The organism is Nocardia sp. CA-145437 (genome assembly GCF_050956485.1).
GTDB lineage: Bacteria > Actinomycetota > Actinomycetes > Mycobacteriales > Mycobacteriaceae > Nocardia.
The window spans coordinates 4464211-4482044 of the sequence record NZ_CP191204.1; the positions used below are offsets into that span (position 1 = coordinate 4464211).

Annotated in this window: 18 protein-coding genes; 7 read left to right on the forward strand and 11 right to left on the reverse strand. The window is 68.8% G+C overall.

All coding sequences use genetic code 11. From position 1 onward, the window contains the following. Positions 1-86 precede the first annotated feature (86 nt). The 6 genes from ACQPYY_RS20800 to ACQPYY_RS20825 all read right to left on the reverse strand — a co-directional run bounded on the left by ACQPYY_RS20800 (position 87) and on the right by ACQPYY_RS20825 (position 8707). Positions 87-854 carry a thioesterase II family protein gene (locus tag ACQPYY_RS20800; RefSeq protein ID WP_433590639.1) on the reverse strand — a complete coding sequence of 256 codons (768 nt, stop codon included), beginning with the start codon at positions 852-854 and terminating at the stop codon, positions 87-89. After that, the gene (locus tag ACQPYY_RS20805) at positions 851-5134 is read right to left on the reverse strand and encodes a type I polyketide synthase (protein WP_433590640.1); all 4284 of its coding nucleotides are present in this window, start codon (positions 5132-5134) and stop codon (positions 851-853) included. The genes ACQPYY_RS20800 and ACQPYY_RS20805 overlap by 4 nt, the downstream gene beginning before the upstream one ends. Next, positions 5131-5412: an acyl carrier protein gene (locus tag ACQPYY_RS20810; RefSeq protein ID WP_357277669.1), complete on the reverse strand. Its 282-nt coding sequence runs from the start codon at positions 5410-5412 to the stop codon at positions 5131-5133. The genes ACQPYY_RS20805 and ACQPYY_RS20810 overlap by 4 nt, the downstream gene beginning before the upstream one ends. A 36-nt stretch (positions 5413-5448) precedes the next feature. Further along, positions 5449-7188 (reverse strand): fatty acyl-AMP ligase, encoded by a 1740-nt coding sequence (locus ACQPYY_RS20815; protein ID WP_433590641.1) that lies wholly within the window; start codon positions 7186-7188, stop codon positions 5449-5451. A gap of 333 nt (positions 7189-7521) precedes the next feature. Next, positions 7522-8388 carry a lysophospholipid acyltransferase family protein gene (locus ACQPYY_RS20820; RefSeq protein WP_433590642.1) on the reverse strand — a complete coding sequence of 289 codons (867 nt, stop codon included), beginning with the start codon at positions 8386-8388 and terminating at the stop codon, positions 7522-7524. Positions 8389-8536: 148 nt separating this feature from the next. Beyond that, complete coding sequence (locus ACQPYY_RS20825) at positions 8537-8707, reverse strand: hypothetical protein (RefSeq protein WP_379104282.1); 171 nt, start codon at positions 8705-8707, stop codon at positions 8537-8539. A gap of 449 nt (positions 8708-9156) precedes the next feature. On the opposite strand from ACQPYY_RS20825, the gene ACQPYY_RS20830 reads away from it, so the two are divergent. Beyond that, entirely contained in the window at positions 9157-9489 is a 333-nt protein-coding gene (locus ACQPYY_RS20830; RefSeq protein WP_379104284.1) for an STAS domain-containing protein, read from the forward strand. Positions 9490-9709: 220 nt separating this feature from the next. Continuing rightward, a complete protein-coding gene (locus ACQPYY_RS20835; protein WP_433590643.1) occupies positions 9710-10150 on the forward strand; it encodes a flavin reductase family protein in 441 nt (146 codons plus the stop codon). Here ACQPYY_RS20835 and ACQPYY_RS20840 read toward each other — a convergent pair. From ACQPYY_RS20840 to ACQPYY_RS20855, 4 genes are read right to left on the reverse strand one after another with little or no spacing between them, the layout of a single operon-like run. Next, positions 10147-10356 (reverse strand): CDGSH iron-sulfur domain-containing protein, encoded by a 210-nt coding sequence (locus ACQPYY_RS20840; protein ID WP_433590644.1) that lies wholly within the window; start codon positions 10354-10356, stop codon positions 10147-10149. The genes ACQPYY_RS20835 and ACQPYY_RS20840 overlap by 4 nt on opposite strands. After that, positions 10334-10987 carry a HemK2/MTQ2 family protein methyltransferase gene (locus ACQPYY_RS20845; RefSeq protein ID WP_433590645.1) on the reverse strand — a complete coding sequence of 218 codons (654 nt, stop codon included), beginning with the start codon at positions 10985-10987 and terminating at the stop codon, positions 10334-10336. The genes ACQPYY_RS20840 and ACQPYY_RS20845 overlap by 23 nt, the downstream gene beginning before the upstream one ends. A gap of 21 nt (positions 10988-11008) precedes the next feature. Further along, a complete protein-coding gene (locus tag ACQPYY_RS20850; protein WP_433590646.1) occupies positions 11009-12031 on the reverse strand; it encodes an iron-containing redox enzyme family protein in 1023 nt (340 codons plus the stop codon). Between the two features lie 45 nt (positions 12032-12076). Further along, entirely contained in the window at positions 12077-12628 is a 552-nt protein-coding gene (locus ACQPYY_RS20855; RefSeq protein WP_433590647.1) for a hemerythrin domain-containing protein, read from the reverse strand. A 104-nt stretch (positions 12629-12732) separates the two neighbouring features. Here ACQPYY_RS20855 and ACQPYY_RS20860 point away from each other — a divergent pair, with 104 nt between their 5' ends. Further along, entirely contained in the window at positions 12733-13929 is a 1197-nt protein-coding gene (locus tag ACQPYY_RS20860) for an AI-2E family transporter (protein ID WP_433590648.1), read from the forward strand. A gap of 30 nt (positions 13930-13959) precedes the next feature. On the opposite strand, the gene ACQPYY_RS20865 is transcribed toward ACQPYY_RS20860, so the two are convergent. Beyond that, positions 13960-14346, reverse strand: coding sequence for a DJ-1/PfpI family protein (locus ACQPYY_RS20865; RefSeq protein ID WP_433590649.1), 387 nt, complete (start codon positions 14344-14346; stop codon positions 13960-13962). Positions 14347-14507: 161 nt separating this feature from the next. Here ACQPYY_RS20865 and ACQPYY_RS20870 point away from each other — a divergent pair, with 161 nt between their 5' ends. The 4 genes from ACQPYY_RS20870 (at position 14508) to ACQPYY_RS20885 (ending at position 17816) form a co-directional block, all read left to right on the forward strand. Then, positions 14508-15488: a TIGR03557 family F420-dependent LLM class oxidoreductase gene (locus ACQPYY_RS20870; RefSeq protein WP_433590650.1), complete on the forward strand. Its 981-nt coding sequence runs from the start codon at positions 14508-14510 to the stop codon at positions 15486-15488. 39 nt (positions 15489-15527) lie between these two features. Further along, positions 15528-16994 (forward strand): aminotransferase class I/II-fold pyridoxal phosphate-dependent enzyme, encoded by a 1467-nt coding sequence (locus ACQPYY_RS20875; RefSeq protein WP_433590651.1) that lies wholly within the window; start codon positions 15528-15530, stop codon positions 16992-16994. A gap of 133 nt (positions 16995-17127) precedes the next feature. Next, complete coding sequence (locus ACQPYY_RS20880; protein ID WP_357277705.1) at positions 17128-17283, forward strand: hypothetical protein; 156 nt, start codon at positions 17128-17130, stop codon at positions 17281-17283. 209 nt (positions 17284-17492) lie between these two features. Next, positions 17493-17816 carry a hypothetical protein gene (locus ACQPYY_RS20885; RefSeq protein ID WP_433590652.1) on the forward strand — a complete coding sequence of 108 codons (324 nt, stop codon included), beginning with the start codon at positions 17493-17495 and terminating at the stop codon, positions 17814-17816. The last annotated feature ends 18 nt before the right edge of the window (positions 17817-17834 follow it).

Sequence of the window (17834 nt, forward strand, 5' to 3'; positions counted from 1 at the left end):
TGCTGGTTTTCAACCGTGACCATGGGGTACCCGCTCCGGTCGCGAGATACACCTGTGATCTGTCCGCCGCTTCGGCGCAATCGGGTCTATGCGTGCGGCGGCACGAGACCGGGCGCCGCGTAGTGCCGCAGGAGTGGTCGTAACCGATCGAACAGCGGGTCGGTGCGGTCGAACTGGGAGAAGTGGTCGCCCGGCAGGACGCGTACCTCGCTGTGGACCGTGGTGTGCTCACGCCAGGCGGTCAGGTCGAGTTCACCGACCAGCGGATCGGCCTCGCCGCCGAAGGCGTGGATCGGGCACGGCAGCGGAGGGCGGGCGTCGTTTCGAGCGTCCGCGCAGACGCGGAGATCGTCTCGGATCACCGGCAGCGCGGCCGTGAGCAGCGCCGGGACCTCGAGGATCGGTGCGGGCAGCCCGCCCAGGTCGGTCAGCAATCGGATCAGCGCCGCGTCGTCGAGCGCCTCGACCGGGGGCAGCGGCCACGGCAGGTGCGGGGCCGCGCACCCGGAAATGATCAGTGCGGCAGGCAATGTCGCGCCCCGGTCGCGGCGGCGGCAGGCGAGCCGGTACGCGATGAGCGCACCCATGCTGTGCCCGAAGAAGACGTGCGGCGCGGCCAGGTGTTCGTCCAGCCGAGCGTCCAGGTCGGCGAGCAATGGCTCGATCTCGCTGAATCGCGGCTCCGCGCCGCGCCGTTCGCGTCCCGGCAACAGCACCGGTCGCACCGCGATGTGCGGGCCCAGGGCGCGCTGCCAGCCCCGGTAGGGCGAGGACCCGCCGCCCGCGTGGTGGAAGCAGAACAGCCGCAAGGACTCCGGATCCGCCGCGGCGACGGGGTCGAGGTACCCGCTCACCCCGCCGCCCGCAGGGTCTCCAGCTCCTCGGCGAGGATCTTCACCGTGGAGGTGATCTGTTCCTCGGTGTGGCAGGCGGTGATGAAGAACCGCAGCCGGGCCTTGTCCTCCGGCACGGCGGGATACAGGATCGGGTTGGCGTTGATGCCCCTGCGCAGCAACGCATTCGACAAGGCGAGCGCCCGCATCGAGTCGCCGATGATGCACGGCACCACCGGGGTGTCATGACTGTCGCCGGTATCGATGCCCGCTTCCTGGGCGAGGGTCAGGAACAGCCGGGACAGTTCGCGCAGTCGCCGCGGCAGCTCGGGTTCGGCCCGCAACTGGCGGATCGCCGCCAGTGAGGCCGCGGCATTGGCCGGGGTGATGCCGACGCTGTAGATGAACCCGGGGGTCGTGTATTTCAGGAATCGGACCAGTTCGGCGCTGCCCGCGACATAACCGCCGCAGCCCGCGAGCGCCTTCGACATGGTGCCGGACCACAGCTCCACGTCGGCGCGGTCGATGTCGAAGTGCTCGCCGATGCCGCCGCCGGTCGCGCCGAGCACGCCGATGCTGTGCGCTTCGTCGATCATCAACAGCGCCTTGTGTTTCCGCTTCACCTCGATGATCGCGGGCAGGTCGGGGATGTCGCCGTCCTGGCTGTACACGCCCTCGATGACGATCAGGACCCGCCGGTAACGGTCGCGGATGTCGGTGAGTACACGGTCGAGCGCGGCGTGGTCGTTGTGCGGAAACGGCCGCCGGGTGGCTCCGGAGAGCTTGCAGCCCTGCAGGATGCTGTCGTGCGCCAGGCTGTCGTGGAGGATCAGGTCACCGGGGCCGACGATGTGCCCGATCACGGTGACATTGGTGGCGTGTCCGCTGGTGAAGGTGATCGCGTCCTCGGCGCCGAGCAGGGCGGCGAGCTCGCGTTCGAGTTCGGCATGGATCGTCTTCTCGCCGGAGAGCAGGCGGCTGGCGGAGACGGAGCTGCCGTATCGGGTCACCGCGTCGCACACGGCGGTGGTGACGGCGGGGTGGCCGGACATGCCGAGGTAGTTGTAGCTCGAGAAGTTCAGGACGTCCTGTCCCCCGATCACCGAGGTGTCGCGGGTGACTCCGTCGTTGATCAGGAAGTACGGATTGCTGACGCCGAGCTGCTCGGCCAGCCCGATCCGGTCGAAGATCTCCCGCACCTCCGGGAAATCCGCGATGCGGTACTGCGGTTCGACGCCCGGGGCGGGCTCCGGCACGAGCGGTTCGGCGGGCTCCGCCGGCGACGGCGCGGCCACCAGCCCGATCACGTCCGCGATCGTCGTCGCCGGGGTGAACCACTCGGGGGTGATGGCGAATCCCGGTATGCGGCGGGCGATTCCACCGAACAGGTCGGCGATCATGATCGAGTCGAATCCCAGGTCGCCGCTGATGGTCTGATCGCCGGCGAGTCCGGCTACCGGGAATCCGCTCACCCGCGCGAACTCGGCGCGGACCACGGCCGCGGCATCGGGGCTCGCGCCGGTGTGGGCGGGCACGGTGAGGGCGGGGGGCTGGGCCGGGTGCGCCGGGGCTGCGACGGACCCTCCGGCGGCGGCCGACAGCAGGGCGTTCTGTTCCCGGAACAGCGCGATGAGTTGGTCCATGGTGGTGTCCTCGATCGGGGGTGCCGCAGGTGTCGGTGACGGGGCGGGCGTGGAGTCGATCCGGGTCCAATAGCGGTGGGTGGTGTCGAAGTCGTAGCCGCCGACGCGCCGCCGGATCCGATCGCCGGGTTCGTACAGCGCGTCCCAATCCGGGTCGAGCCCATCGTGATACAGCGCCGCGATGGTCTCGGCCAGCTCGTCGCCCGAGGCTCGCGGTCCGGCGCACGGCGCGAGCACCGGGATCGCCGGACCGTCGGCCGAGCGGCCGAGCAGGGTCGCGAGCGTGCGCCGCGGGCCCACCTCGATCAGGTGGGTCGGTTCGGTGGCCAGCGCGGCGGCCGCGGCGTCGGCGAAGCGCACGGTGGCCTCGAGCTGCGCGGTCCAGTAGGCGGCGTCCATCGGCTCCCCGGCCTCGAGCAGGCGGCCGCGCAGCGTCGAGTAGATCGGGATTTCGGGCGGCCGGTAGGCGCATTCCCCTGCGACCGTGGCGAACTCGTCCCGCATGCCCGCCATCAGCGGCGAGTGGAAGGCGTGCGAGACGGTGAGCCGCCGGACGCCGACGCCGCGGCCGGTCAGCACCGCGCCGAGGCGCTCGATCGCGTCGCCCGCACCCGAAACCACCACGTCCTGAGGGCCGTTGATCGCCGCCAGCGCCACATCGGGCTCGTGCGCGATCGATGCGGCGGCCGTCTCGGGCGTCGCGCGCACCGCCAGCATCGCGCCGTCGCCCGGCAGATTCTGCATGAGCCGCCCGCGGGCGGTGATGAGCCGGCACGCGTCGTCGAGGGAGAACACCCCGGCGATCGCGGCCGCGGCGAACTCGCCGACACTGTGCCCGAGCAGCCAGGCGGGTTCGGCCCCCAGCTCGAGCAGCGTCCGAGACAGGGCGTACTCGACCGCGAACAGCGCCGGCTGCGCGAACTCGGTGCGATGCACGCCGCCATCATCGTCGCCGAGCAGCAGATCGGCGATCGAGCGGTGCAGGTGAACCGCCATGCGCTCGTCCACCTCGGTGAGCGCGCGCCGGTACACCGCGGAAGCCCGGTACAGCGCGCGCGACATCCCGGGATACTGGGAGCCCTGCCCGGTGAACATCCAGCCGATCGACAACCGCTGGGCGGCACCGGAGTTCATGTCGAGGACGACCGGGTCCGCGGCGCATTCACGCAGCGCGGCCACCGCGCTCTCCCGGTCCCGCACCACCAGCGCCAGCCGGTGGCGCCCCGACGACTTCACCTGATTCGTCGACCAGCACAGCTCACTCAGCCGACCGGACTCCCCAGCGATCCGATCGGCGAGGCGAACAGCGTTACGCCGCAATCCTTCCCGATCGTTCGACGACAGGGTGAGCACGCCGCCGCCATCGGTCGCGGACGCCGGTGTGACCGGCGGAGCGCTCGTCAGCAGCATGTGCGCATTGGTGCCGCCCATGCCGAAGCTCGAGACGGCGCCGTGAATCCGCCCCTCCGGCAGGGCCATCGGCGCGTCGAGCAAGCGCAGCCCGTGCTCGGCCAGCCGCAGTCCCGGGTTCGCCTCGGCCGCGTACCGGGTGGGCGGGACGGTGCCGTGGTGCAGGCTCAACGCCGCCTTGATCACTCCCGCGATACCGGCGGCTCCCTCGGTGTGGCCGAGGTTGCCCTTGATCGAGCCGATCGCGCACGGACTCGCGGCCCGTGCCGCGTGCACCGCGCCGAGCGCCTTGATCTCGATCATGTCGCCGAGCACGGTCCCGGTGCCGTGCGCCTCGAGGAACGCGACCTGATCGGCGTCCACCCCGGCCCGCCGGTAGGCCTCGGCGACGACCTGCTGCTGGGCCCACCGATTCGGCGCGGTGATCCCATTGCTGCGGCCGTCGTTGTTCACCGCGCTGCCGGTGATCAGCGCGTAGATCGGCAAGCCCGCGGCCTGGGCGTCGGCGAGCCTGCGCAGTACCAGCACCGCGACGCCCTCGCCGCGGCCGATGCCGTCGGCGTGGCCGCTGAACGGCTTGCAGCGCCCGTCCGGCGCGGACAGGCCCGCCTGGGTGTAGAAGACGTTGAGCGCGGGCGTCACCGCGATATTGACGCCCCCGGCCAGCGCTTGATCGCATTCACCGGCGCGCAACGCGACGCAGGCCTGGTGGATCGCGACCAGCGACGACGAGCAGGCGGTGTCCACCGCCATGCTCGGCCCCTTCAGATCCAGCTGATAGCTGAGCCGGTTCGCCGTCATGAAATACCCGTTGCCCGAGCCGATCTGCGGGGTGATGCGGTCGTAGTCGCGCATCCGCACCGTGGCCCATTCGTTGGCCATGACCCCGACGAACACCCCGGTGTTCGAGCCGGCCTGCCCGCGCGGGTCCAGGGTGGCGTCCTCGAACGCCCGCCACGCCGCCTGCAGCAGCAGCCGCTGTTGCGGATCCATCGCCTCGGCCTCGCGCGGCGTGATGCCGAAGAACTCGTCGTCGAATGCGTCCGCGTCGGTGAGGAATCCGCCGGTGCGGTTGTTGACCCGGCCCGGGCCGCCCGCGGGATCGTGGAAGTCGGCCGCGGGCCAGCGGTGCGCCGGGACCTCGGTGATCGCGTCCGCGCCCGCCATCAGCAACGCCCAGAGCGCTTCGGGGTCCGGCGCTTGCGGGAAGCGGCAGTCGATTCCGACGATGGCGATCGGGTCGTTCATGCCTGCGGCCCGGGTAATTCGGCGACTCGGCCGGTGATGTAGCCGCCGAGTTCGAGGATGGTCGGGTAGTCGAACACGATCGTCGGATCCACCGCGAGGTCCCATTCGACTTCGATCTCACCGCACAGGCTCACCGCGGACACCGAGTCCATGCCCAGTTCGGCGAGCGGCAGGGTGGGGTCGATATCGCGCGGGGATCGGCCGAGGTACCCGGCGACCCGGGCGGTGAGCCAGTCCACGACGACGGCGTCCTGGCGAGCGGGCGCGAAGGGTCTCATCGGTGGTGCCTCCTGAGGTGTCGATTGTGGGTCGGGTCAGCGGGCGAGAACGTTGGCGCGCAGCAGTTGGACCGACGGTTCGATCTCCTCGTGCAGTACGCCGTCGACGGTGTTGTCCAGGAACGCGGATCGCATCGAATTGCGTTGCACCTTGCCGCTGGTGGTGCGGTGGACCGCCCGGTGCTCGACGAGCACCACGTTCGGCGCGGGCAGCTCGAAGCCGCGCGCCACCGCCGCCTTGATGCGGGACGACAACTCGGCGACGGGCAGTTCACCCAGCTGGGCGGTGCGCACGCCCTGGACGACCAGCAGACGCTCCTGGCTGTCGGTGTCGATCGACAGCACCACCCCGGGCGCGTCGGCCACCGCCGGATGGGTGTCGCGTACGGCCTCCTCGATATCGTGCGGATACAGGTTGCGGCCGTTGACGATGATCAGGTCCTTGAGCCGTCCGGTGATGAACAGCTCGCCGTCGCGGAGCGCGCCCAGGTCGCCGGTCCGCAGATAGGGCCCCGCGCCGTCGGTGCGGGCGGCGAAGCGGTCCCGGGTCTCGTCGGGCCGATTCCAATAGCCTTGTGCCACACTGGGTCCGCCGAGCCAGATCTCGCCGATCTGCCCGTCGGGCAGGGTCTTCAGGGTGACCGGGTCGACGATCCGGACGTCGAGGCCGGTGACCGCCGCGCCACACCCCACCAGGCGGGTGCCGTGCGGGGCGGGCACGAGCCGATTGCGTTCCAGCTCCGCGGAATCCACGTCGAGGTACACCGGCGGCGTGCCGGGCCGCGCCGCGGTCGCCATCAGCGTCACCTCGGCCATGCCGTACGCCGGGAGGAACGCGGTCGCGGCGAGACCCGCCGGGGCCAGGTGTTCGATCACCGCGTCCATGGTGCGGGCCCGGATCGGTTCGGCGCCGTTGAGCGCCACCCGCAGCGACGAGAGATCCAGTCCCGCGCGCTGAGCGTCGGTCACCCGGCGCGCGAGCAGTTCGTAGGCGAAGTTCGGGGCCGCCATGAAGTTCGCGCGGTAGCGGTCGACGGCTTCGAGCAGCCGGACCGGATGCTTGAGGAACGTCACCGGCGACATGAAGACCAGGTTCGCGCCCGCGTAGAGCGGTTGCAGCAGCATCCCGATCAGGCCCATGTCGTGGAAGTGCGGCAGCCATCCGACGACGACGTCGGTGTCGGCGACGGCGGCCCGTTCGGTGATGGCCGCCTCGTTGTGCATGAGGTTGGCGTGCGACACCGCCACGCCCTTCGGCTCGCTCGTCGAGCCCGAGGTGTACTGCAGGAAAGCGATCGTCTCGCCGGTGATGCCCGGCATCTCCCAGGCCTCCGGATCACCGAGGGACTCCGCGTCGGTGGCCACGACGGCGACCGATCCGTTCTGGGCGTGCAGCCATCCGGCCACGGGTTCGCGCAGGGCGGTGGCGGTGAGGACGAGCCCGGCGCCGGCATCGGTGAGCATGCCCGCCACCCGCCGCATGCTGCGCGCGTCGGTGGGGACCGGCGCGGGCACCGCGATCACCCCCGCGTACAGGCAGCCGAGGAAGGCGCGCAGGAACTCCGGACCCGGCGGGTACAGCAGCAGGACCGGCCGGTCGGCCTCCGCGCGCGACGTCAGCCAGTCGGCCAGGGCCCTGGCATCGCGGTCCAGCTCGCGGTAGGTCGTGACGTCCTCGACCAGCTCGCGACCGGCCTCACGCAAGTAGATGTAGGTCCGGGTATCGCCGAGGGCCTCGGCTCGGCCTCGGAGATGGGCGACGAAGGTGGAATGCATCCGGTGAACTCCTGGCTGGCGGATTCTGTCGTCGGGGGGGACGGTTCGGACCGTGCCCTGCCAGCAATGATGTGCGCGCAAATCGCCGGCAAATAGCCACCCAGGGAGTGGGACGAACCCACCCTCCGGGGTTCGCGCCGAGTCCGAGGGTGTGCGTCACCAGCGGGCAGAGCGGTGGCCACGCCTCAGGGGATCTCCCCGGGCATGGCGAGGCCGATATCGACAGACACTAGGACACAACACAATTCAGGAGAAACAGAGATTTCGGGGCAATTCACAACCTGCACATGTCAAAGCCCCGCACCGATACCGGGCGGCTCGTCGACCCTATCGCTACCCCGTGAACGGGTTGTGGCGCACGGTCAGCTGCTTGTACAACATCCGCTGAATGGTCTCGCGAACCTGATCGGCGACCTCGAACATGGTCATCGGATCGTCGGCCGCCTGCGGGCCGTACCCGGCGGTGGGGATGGGGTGGCCGAACTCGATGTACCACTTCGACGGCAGCGGTACGCACCCGAGCAGACCCAGCTGCGGGAACAGCGGCGTCACCGGGAAATACGGGAGCCCGAGCAGCCGGGCCAGCGGCGCGAGGTCGGCCAGTTTCGGATAGATCTCCTCCGATCCGACGATCGAGCAGGGAATCAGCGGGACACCGGTTTTCAGGGCCAGCGAGGCGAAGCCGCCCCGCCCGAAACGCTGGAGCTTGTATCGCGCGCTGTACGGCTTTCCGACACCCTTGAAGCCCTCGGGGAACACTCCCGCCAGCTCGCCGGTGCGCAACAGCTGCTCGGCGCCTTCGGGGCAGGCCGGCGTGTGCCCCGCCCGGCGGGCCAGCCCGCTCACGATCGGCAGCTCGAAGACGAGATCGGCGGCCAGCAGGCGCAGCGCCCGATGCTCGGGGTGACGATCGTGGACGGCCAGTTGCAGCATCAGCGCGTCCAGCGGCAGCACCCCGGCATGGTTGGCCACGATCAGCGCGCCCTCGGCGTCCGGGAGATTCTCGATGCCGGAGACCTCGACCCGGAACCACCGCTGCGACAGCGGCCGCAGCACCGGCAGAATCAGCGACTCCAGGAGATGCTCGTCGAGGCCGAACTCGTCGCGCTGGAAGTCGCCGGTGAGGCGGCGACGCGCGAAATCGGCAGCGCCACGGACACCCGCGACGAGACTACCCGGCACCAGCTCACCGAGTGTCACGCGAGGACCGCGGCAAGGGCGGGCTTCCGACTCCGCATAGTGTGAACCACCGTTCGATTAGTCGCGGGAACTGCAAACGTGGGGTGTGGAGCACGGGAAAAGCGGGATCAGCTCGATCCTATGGGAATTCGGCCGAATTGCTTCGTAGTCACCATCGGAACCAGTGTCTGTGCGCCTCCGCCTCATCGGCTCGGGGGAAGCCGAACGCGAAGATCCACACCACCAGGAGCGCCGCGGCGACCCACCACAAGGCATTCAGTGCGAAACCGGCCGCAAAGATAATCCCTGCGAGCAGGAGCACCAGTAGCGGAATAATCATTCTTTCGCACCTCCTACCGGCCGCGTACCCGGATTCACCTTCCGCTAACAACCGGTCCGCGGCGCGCGGCCCGCGTCGCCGGGCCGATACGGGATCGCCCCACGTGCACGGGTTTCCGGTGGACGAGGGCCTCGCCCCAGCGTCCCTGTAGTACACGTGGGGCGCGACCCTCGTATCGGCTCAACCGTCGGGGGTTGTGTGTAGCGCCGACATCTCAGCGCATACCAAGAGGTCCGTCTTCTCAACCGGTCGGTGCCGATCGCGGCGAATAGGTGACCGGGTCGTTACCGGATCACCCACCATCCCCTGGGAGTACTATTTGTTCAGGGTTTATGAAAAAGCCTGGTCACTCGCGGCCATGCAGGGTGCTGACCGCGAACGGCGTTCTTCCGATGCGCCCCCCAAAAAACCAGGTGATGGTAATGAACCGTCCAACGACCCCTGTTCTCATGACCACCTCGGCCACGATCACGGACCATACGAACGTTTGCACCGTCGGTGGCGAGATCGATGCCCTGACCGCCCCCGCCTTCGAGCAAGCGCTGCTCGACAGTGTCGACATCGGCGGATCGACCGTCATCGACATGACCGCGGTGACTTTCTTCGGCATAGCCGGGATCGGCGCCTTGATCGCGGCCCGTGATTTCGCCGACCGGCGGCACTGCGCGCTATGCCTCGAAGGCTCCTACTGCGTCACACGAGTACTGGAAGTAGTCGGTCTGGCATCGGAATTCGATGTCTGCCGGTCGTCCCTCCGGCTCGGCATCCCACCCGGCGAGTGACCTCCGGGGCGATCTCCTTCCCCCGTCTGCGATGATCGAATCCGACGATCTCGACCCGTACCCAGGCAGGCGAAGAATCACACCGAACAGCATGGACCAGCGCCGGACCGTTCAGACCCCGCTCACCCGCTGACCGGCCCGCCGCGGAAAGGTCGCCATGTCGAGCCCTCGTGCGACAGCTCTCGCCTTCGACCGCGTGATCGCCCGGGCGGATCAATCGATGTGGATAGTCACGACCATCGCGGACGGTCATCGCGCGGGCTGTCTGGTGGGATTCGGGACGCAGGTCGGTATCGAACCGCGGCGGTTTCTCACCTGCTTGTCCAAGGCCAATCACACCTACGGCGTGGCGTCTGGCGCGCGCTACCTCGCCGTTCATCTCCTCCCGGCGGGCGCTCGCGCACTCGCCCAGCTCTTCGGCGCCGAAACCGGTTCGGATATCGACAAATTCGAGCACTGTGAGTGGCACGAGGGCCCGCATTCCCTGCCGATCCTCGATGCCGCCGCCGGGTGCTTCGCCGGCGAGATCCTGCGGCACGACGACTTCGGCGATCATGTCGGCTTCCTGGTAGCTCCGACCTGGGCTGAGGCGGGCAGGGGCGAGCCACCGTCCATGCGCTACGACGAGGTCGAGGACCTCGTGCCGGGGCACCCGGCCTAGTCGGCGGTACGTCGGTGCTTGCGATGACTGGTGTCGCACAGTGGATAGATTTCCGACCGACGGCACAGGCACAACGCCACCACACAGCGGTCGCAGCGCATGGTGCGGCCGTCGGCGGTCACCAGTTCCACCGGGCCCTCGACGAGTGCGGGCCCGTCGGCGGTGAAGGTGATCGTCCGCCGGTCATTGTCTGGGTCGGTCGGCACGGATGACCACCAGCTCCTCGTCTCGTTGTCCCGGCCGGATCCGCGCGGTGCGGGTGAGCCAGGCGGCTCGGCTGCGCAGGACCGGGCCGAACGGGATCGTCGTCCGGGCGATCGTGGCCGCTTTCAAACCCGCGTCGCGCAGCAGGGCGAGAGTGCTGTCGACACCGGACAGCGCGGATTGCACCATCAGCAAAGTGCCGGTGTCGGAGAGCAACTCGGGAGCGAGTCGGCACAGCGAGTCGATGACCGACCGCCCGTCGGCCCCCGCGTCCCACGAGCGTGCCGCACCGCGGGGTGGATCGCGATGCGGGCACGGGACATACGGCGGGTTGCACACCACGACATCGAAAGTCCTGCCCGGCAACACTGTCCGGAAGTCGCCGTGGAGCAGTTCGACATCGATGCCCAGGCGGCGGCAGTTGAACCAGGCCGAGGTGAGAGCGGTGCGTGAGATATCCACCGCGGTAACCGACCCGGCGCATCGGGCGGCCGCGATGGCCAGGGCGCCGGTTCCGGTGCACACGTCGACGACCCGGCGGCGTGGTGGGATGTGCGCATCGGCGTACGCGCGAACCAACAGCCGGGTGTCGGCTTGGGGGCGATAGACGCCGGGCGCGCGAATCAACATCATGAACGAGGGATAGCCCTGAATTCACTGTTCATTCGCGAACGGGCGATCGAACTCGTTTCCTACGCCCGCCGGCTCCGCCGAGAGCAGCGAGGTGCGGCCGTCACGCCAGCGGGTGAGCACATACTCGGCGAAGCGATCCTCCAGCAGGCCGGTGGCATGAATTCCGAAGGCGATGGACGCGCGGAGTTCGGGTTCGGCCGCCCGCAGATCGCCGATCACCTCCCGCCGCATCAGCTGTTCGTGCACGGCGTCGGCCTCCACGTGTTCGCGGTAGAACCGGATGCAGGCTGGATCGGCGTGCAGCCGTTCCAAGGCGCGGACCAAGCGTCGCGACGCGGGCGAGGACGTGATCTCGACGGCGGCGAAATGGCCGACACCGGCGCCGCGCAGACCACGATGCAGTCCGAACAACGACATCATGTTCACGATCGCGAGCATGTGGGCCGGTACGGCATCGAGATAGAACAGGTACGCGGAATCCATGCCCGCGCCGGCCAGGAGATCCGCGTAGAGCCGCTGATGGATCCGATCCGCGCGCCCGCCCCCGAACTCGTCGAATTCGACGGCGACCAGCGCGGCCTTGGCCCGGCCCCGCAGGCGCGGAATCAGCCACGCGTACGGGTCGGCCTCCTGGTGGTGCAGGATCGACCGGTGCGCGAAATACTCTCGCACCTGCCAGGGCTCACCGCGTTCCTCGAGGAACGCCGCGATACCGGTGTCTTCGTCGGGGACGGTCAGCAGGGCATCGAGCTCGCCGTCGAGATCGAGCGCCGACCCGGCGTCGCTCCGCAGCATGGTCAGGAACCGGCGCTCCAATTCGGAACGCAGACACAGCAACTGGGGATCCCACTCCCAGTCCTCGTCGACACCGTCGAAACCCGCGTAGTGCAGCGCGTAGCAGGTATGCAGCGCCATGTGCAGATCGCGGCTGTCGGCGGTCGCCCGGTCGGGCACCGTCGGCACCGCCGATCCCGCCCTGCCGCCCAAGGCCGCGAGCACGCCCGCGGACAGTTCGCCGCACGGCTGCGGCAACACCCTCCGCACGATGAACACCTCCTGCTGACGACAGCTCGGGAAATCGCGGTCCGGCTAGCTTTGTGTTCGCCAGTCGCGCACCGCGTCTCGTACTCGGTCGAATACGGCCAGCGGCGGTCCGGCGATCAGGTTCGCCGCGGCCGAGGAGCCCGTATGCGGATGCGGCCGGGTGGGGGCCACCGCCTCGGCGGCACGCACGGATCCGGCCATGTGCTGGAGCTGGGTAGCCGAATACTGGCGTCGCAACAGGACGAATTCCTCCGCCTCCTCGTGCGCCGCGTGATCGGCGACCGCGGCGGCGAAATCGGCGAGTTCGGCCTGGAAATTCGGATGATGGACGCCGAGATCGTAGAGCTGCGCGAGCGCGCGTTTGGCGTGACTCTCCTCGTCCAGCCGGGCGTCGACGATCTCCTCGGCGCCGAACCTGGCCCGCTTGGCGATCGGATGCACCACTTCTTCCTCGGCGCTTTCGTGAACCGCGAGCAGACGGACCAATTCGGTGAACAGTTCCTCCTGATCCTCCCGCTCGGACTTCAGTTGTTCGAGCAAGGTGGCGATCTGCTCGTGTTGTGCGGTCAAGAGGTCGACCACGTCCTGTTCGGCCATGACTGTGCCCTTCTTTCGCTCGATTTCGATCTCACGAGTAGGCGATACCCCGGCCGCTGCGGGCTATTACTGCGATAACCAGTTTTCCCACGGGATCGAGCATCATGAACGACGAAACAGCGCACCATGAACAGGTCGGACAGCCGCACTCCGACAGCGAACCGGCCCCGATCCAGGCTGCCGAGGAACGTGCGGCGGAACTCTCCAGCGATCGGCATCCGCTCGGCAGGCCCGGGCGCAGATTCGACCGGAACTCACCGTTCATGGTGGGGCTGACCGGTGCCGCCGGGGTGCTGGTGACGGTCGGCGCGGTGCGGGTCGTCCTCGCGGCGCACGAGGCGTTGCTCCTGGTGGCGGCCGGGTTGTTTCTCGCCATCGGCATGGAGCCCGCGGTGTCCTGGCTGATTCGACACCATGTCCGGCGCGGTTTCGCCGTCGCCCTGGTGTTCCTGATCGTCGCGGGCGGTCTGGCCGGGTTCCTGTGGGCCGCCATCTCGCCATTGATCGATCAAGGCCAGGGTCTGCTCCATCACGCACCTGACGCGCTGCGCGGCCTCGAGGACCGCTATCCCCTGGTCCGGGAGGCCGCCGAGCGATTCCACCTCGACCAGCGGCTGAGGGAGACCTCCGACGCCGATTTCGGCAAGGTCTCGCACGGCCTGGTCGGCGCGGGGAAGGTGATCTTCGGCGGCGTCACCGCCACCGTGCTGGTCGCGGTGCTCACCGCGTACTTCTCGGCGAACTTCCCGGCCTTGCGCGCCAACCTGTATCGGCTGGTTCCGCGCGATCGGCGGCCGCGCGCGATCCTGCTCGGGGATGCGATCTTCGCCAAGGTCGGCGGTTACGTGCTGGGTAATCTGTTGATCTCCTTGATCACCGGAGTGGTCACCTTCATCTGGCTGGCGGCGTTCGGCGTCCCGTTCCCGCTGGTGCTGGCCGTGCTCGCGGCGGTGCTGGACCTCATCCCGTTGATCGGCTCCACACTGGCGGGCATCGCCATCACGCTTGTCGCACTGACGGTTTCACTGCCGGTCTGCGTGGCGACCGTCGTCTTCTTCATCGCGATGCGCATGATCGAGGACTATCTGCTGGTGCCGCGCATCATCGGGCGCACGGTGCAGGTTCCGGCGGTGGTGACGGTGGTCGCGGTGCTCATCGGCGGTTCGATCCTCGGCGTGCTGGGCGCGCTGCTCGCCATTCCCGTCGCCGCCAGTCTGCTCCTGCTGGTCCGGGAGCTGCTCTACCCGAGGCTGGACCATCCCGCGAAATCCGGTCCGACTACCCCGCGATCGCGGGGGTGACTCCCGCGCGCAGTGGCGAATCGACCACCGTCAGGAGGTGCGCACCAAGAATTCCGCGGCGATCGCGTCGACGAAGTCGGGGAGATCGTCGGGTCTGCGAGAGGTGATCAGCGTCCAGCCCTCGGCGTCGCTGCGGACGACCGGCTGGTCGACCCAGGTCGCCCCGGCGTTGACCAGATCGGTGCGCAACGAGTGGTACGAGGTCAGTGTCTTACCCGCGACCACCGCGGCCTCCACGAGCAGCCAGGGGCCATGGCAGATGGCCGCGATCGGGCGGTCCGCCGCGATCAGCGATCGAACGAGTTCCCTTGCCGTGGCGTTGGTTCGGAGCTTGTCGGCGTTGACCGTGCCGCCGGGGATCACCACGCCGTCGAACGAGCCGGGATCCACCTCGCTCAGCGCCAGGTCGGGCCGCACGGGTTCGGATGGGATGAGGTCGTGCGTGCAGTCTGCTCAACCCGTCCGGCGGGCCCGGCATTTGCGGATTCCCCGATCAGTCGCAGGGGGCCGTCGGTGATTCCGGGCCGGCAGTGGGTAGCCGACGGGTATCCCATCGCACCGAACGGAAGGACACCGCCGTGACCCGGTTCGGATACACCCTGATGACCGAGCAGAGCGGCCCGCGCGAGCTCGTCCGCTACGCGGTCGCGGCCGAACAGGCCGGATTCGACTTCCTGGTCAGCTCCGATCACTACTCGCCCTGGCTCGAGTCCCAGGGCCACGCACCCCACGCCTGGACCATGCTCGGCGCGGTCGCACAGGCCACCGACCGCATTCCGCTGATGACCTATGTGTGCTGCCCGACCATGCGCTACCACCCGGCGGTCGTCGCGCAGCAAGCGGCGACCCTGCAGATCCTCGCCGAGGGCCGGTTCACCCTCGGACTCGGCAGCGGCGAAAGCCTCAACGAGCACGTGATCGGCGCGGGCTGGCCCGGTCTCGACGAACGCCAGGACCGGCTCGCCGAGGCCATCGGCCTCATCCGGGACCTGCTGACCGGGGACACGATCAGCCGCCATGGGCGGTGGTATCGGGTCCACGCCGCCAAGATCTGGGATCTGCCCGCCCAACCCGTGCCGATCGCCGTCGCGGTCTCCGGGCCCCGGTCGGTCCGGCGCTTCGCGCCGCTGGCCGACGAGATGATCACCACCGATCCGGACCCCGAGCTCGTCGACGCCTGGCAGCGCATTCGAATCGCCGAGCACGACGACGAACCCTCGCGCGTCACCGGACAGGTTCCCGTCAGCTGGGACACCGACCGGGACAAGGCGATTCACCGCGCACACGACGAGTTCCGTTGGTCCACCGGCGGCTGGGACGTCAACGCCAACCTGCCCACCCCGGCGGGATTCGCCGACGCCACGCAGTGCGTCCGCCCCGACGACATCGCCGAGCAGATCGTCTGCGGCCCCGACCTCGACGCCATGGCCGAATCCGTGCACCCCTACCTGGCGGCGGGCTTCACCGATGTCGCGCTGGTCCAGATCGGTGACGAACAACAGGATCGATTCCTGGCCGAGGCCGCCCAGCCGCTGCTGGACAAGCTCCGCGGTACCTGAGGTGGCCCGGCCCCACCGCCCAACCACAGAGGAGGGATCGTGAATCATTCCGCCGCACCGATACTCGATGCCTTGGCCGACTATCAGCGCCAGGGCCGCTACGGCTTCACCCCGCCCGGCCACCGGCAGTCACGCGGAGCCGATCCGCGCGTGAACGAGATCCTCGGCCCGGCCCTGCGCGCGGACATCCTCGCCGGATCGGGCATGGACGATCGCCTGTCCCGCGGCCACCATCTCACCGACGCCGAGGAACTCATGGCCGACGCGGTGGGGGCCGACTACGCCTTCTTCTCCACCTGTGGCAGTTCGCTGTCGGTGAAGGCGGCCATGATGGCCGTCGCGGGCGGGGACGGCGGGCTCATCCTGGGCCGCGACAGCCACAAATCGATCGTCGCCGGACTGATCTTCGCCGGCGTGCGGCCCTACTGGGTGCCACCCAGATGGGATGCGGCTCGGCACCTCTCGCACGCGCCGTCGCCGGAACAGGTGCACCGGGCCTGGGAGCGATATCCGCAAGCGGCCGGTGCGCTGATCGTCAGTCCCACCCCGTACGGCACCTGCGCCGACATCGCCGCAATCGCCGAGGTCTGCCACAGCCACGGCAAACCCCTCATCATCGACGAGGCGTGGGGTGCCCATCTGCCGTTCCACGAGGACCTGCCGACCTGGGCCATGGACGCGGGCGCGGACATCTGCCTGGTCAGTGTGCACAAGATGGGCGCGGGATTCGAGCAAGGGTCGGTGTTCCATCTCCAGGGCGATCTCGTCGACCGGAATCGGTTGCGCGAGTGCGCGGATCTGCTCATGACGACCAGTCCGAACGTACTGCTGTACGCCGCCATGGACGGCTGGCGGCGGCAGATGGTCGAGCACGGCCACGACCTGCTCGACGCGGCACTGGAGACCGCCGGGTACGCGCGCCGCGAACTCGATGCCATCCCGGGCATATCGGTGATGGAGGACGAGTTGCTCGGCGTCGAAGCCTCCCACGACCTGGATCGGCTCCAGGTACTGATGGATGTCTCCGCCACCGGCGCATCAGGGTATGAGATCACCGACTGGATGCGCGAGCACCGGCGCATCGATCTCGGCCTGTGCGACCACCGCCGTATCCTCGCGACCCTGTCCATGGCCGACAGTCCGGAAACCGTCGACGCCCTGGTCGCCGGTCTCATCGCCTGGCGCACCCAGCTGCGCGACCCCGCGCCCCCTGACATCCACCTGCCCAGTCCTCGTGACCTGCAACTGGATTCGATCATGCTGCCGCGCGACGCCTTCTTCGCGCCCTGCGAATCGGTTCCGATCGACCGCGCTCCCGGACGGATCGCCGCCGAACAGGTCACGCCCTATCCGCCCGGCATCCCCGTCATCGTGCCCGGCGAACTGATCGACGTCGCCGTGATCGACTACCTCCGCTCGGGCATCGCCGCCGGAATGAACGTCCCCGACCCCGCGGACCCGTCACTGGACACCCTGCGTGTCGTCGCCCGGGACGCCCTCCGGTAAACGCCCACGCGGAACGCCGCCCCCTGGCTATCGGCGACTGTTTCCGGTGATACCCGTGGGCTGATCAGCGTTTGAGGTTCGATACGCCGGGAACTGCGTGAGGGCCATAGCCGCTTTCCACGAAGGAACAGTCATGATCATCCTGGGCCTCATTCTGCTGATCTTGGGGTTGGTTCTCGGGATCGGCATCCTCACGACCATCGGTGTCATTCTGCTGCTCATCGGCGCAGTCCTGTGGCTGCTCGGGGCGGCCGGACGGCCGATCGGCGGCCGCGCGCACTACTGGTGATCGGACGATCCCCGAAGCGCGTCGCTGAACCCGGAACTCCCCGGCCCACACTGTCACGGGCCGGGGAATCGGTAGGTTCGCGCGCTGCGGTCGCGGTACGGAAACGAACTGCCGGACAGTTCGTTTCGACGAAGCGGAGTGGTTGTTTCGGGTGCACGGGACCGGGCAATCGGCACAGGGGGTGACCGAAATACGAGGAAGTGTTCCCCATGACCGGACACACCGTTCGCATCGTGACCATCCTGGCCGCGGCACTGCTGATTCCCCTCACGGGGGCATGCGATCAGGCCAAGGAAGTCGTGAACAAGGGCGGCAGCACACCGTGCAGCGAATTCACCCAGCAGGACAAGGCGAAGCAGCGGATCACCGTTCGCAAGTATCTCGAACAGGACACGAAGGTGACCCCGACGGCCGCGCCGGACACTGTCGACGCGTCCATCGCGGCCATCACCGTGATGTGCGAGGCGCAACGCAACCCGGACACCCCGATCCGGGAAGCGGACCTCACCGGAATCCTCGTCCCGAAGAAGTAGCGACCGAGTTCCGTGATC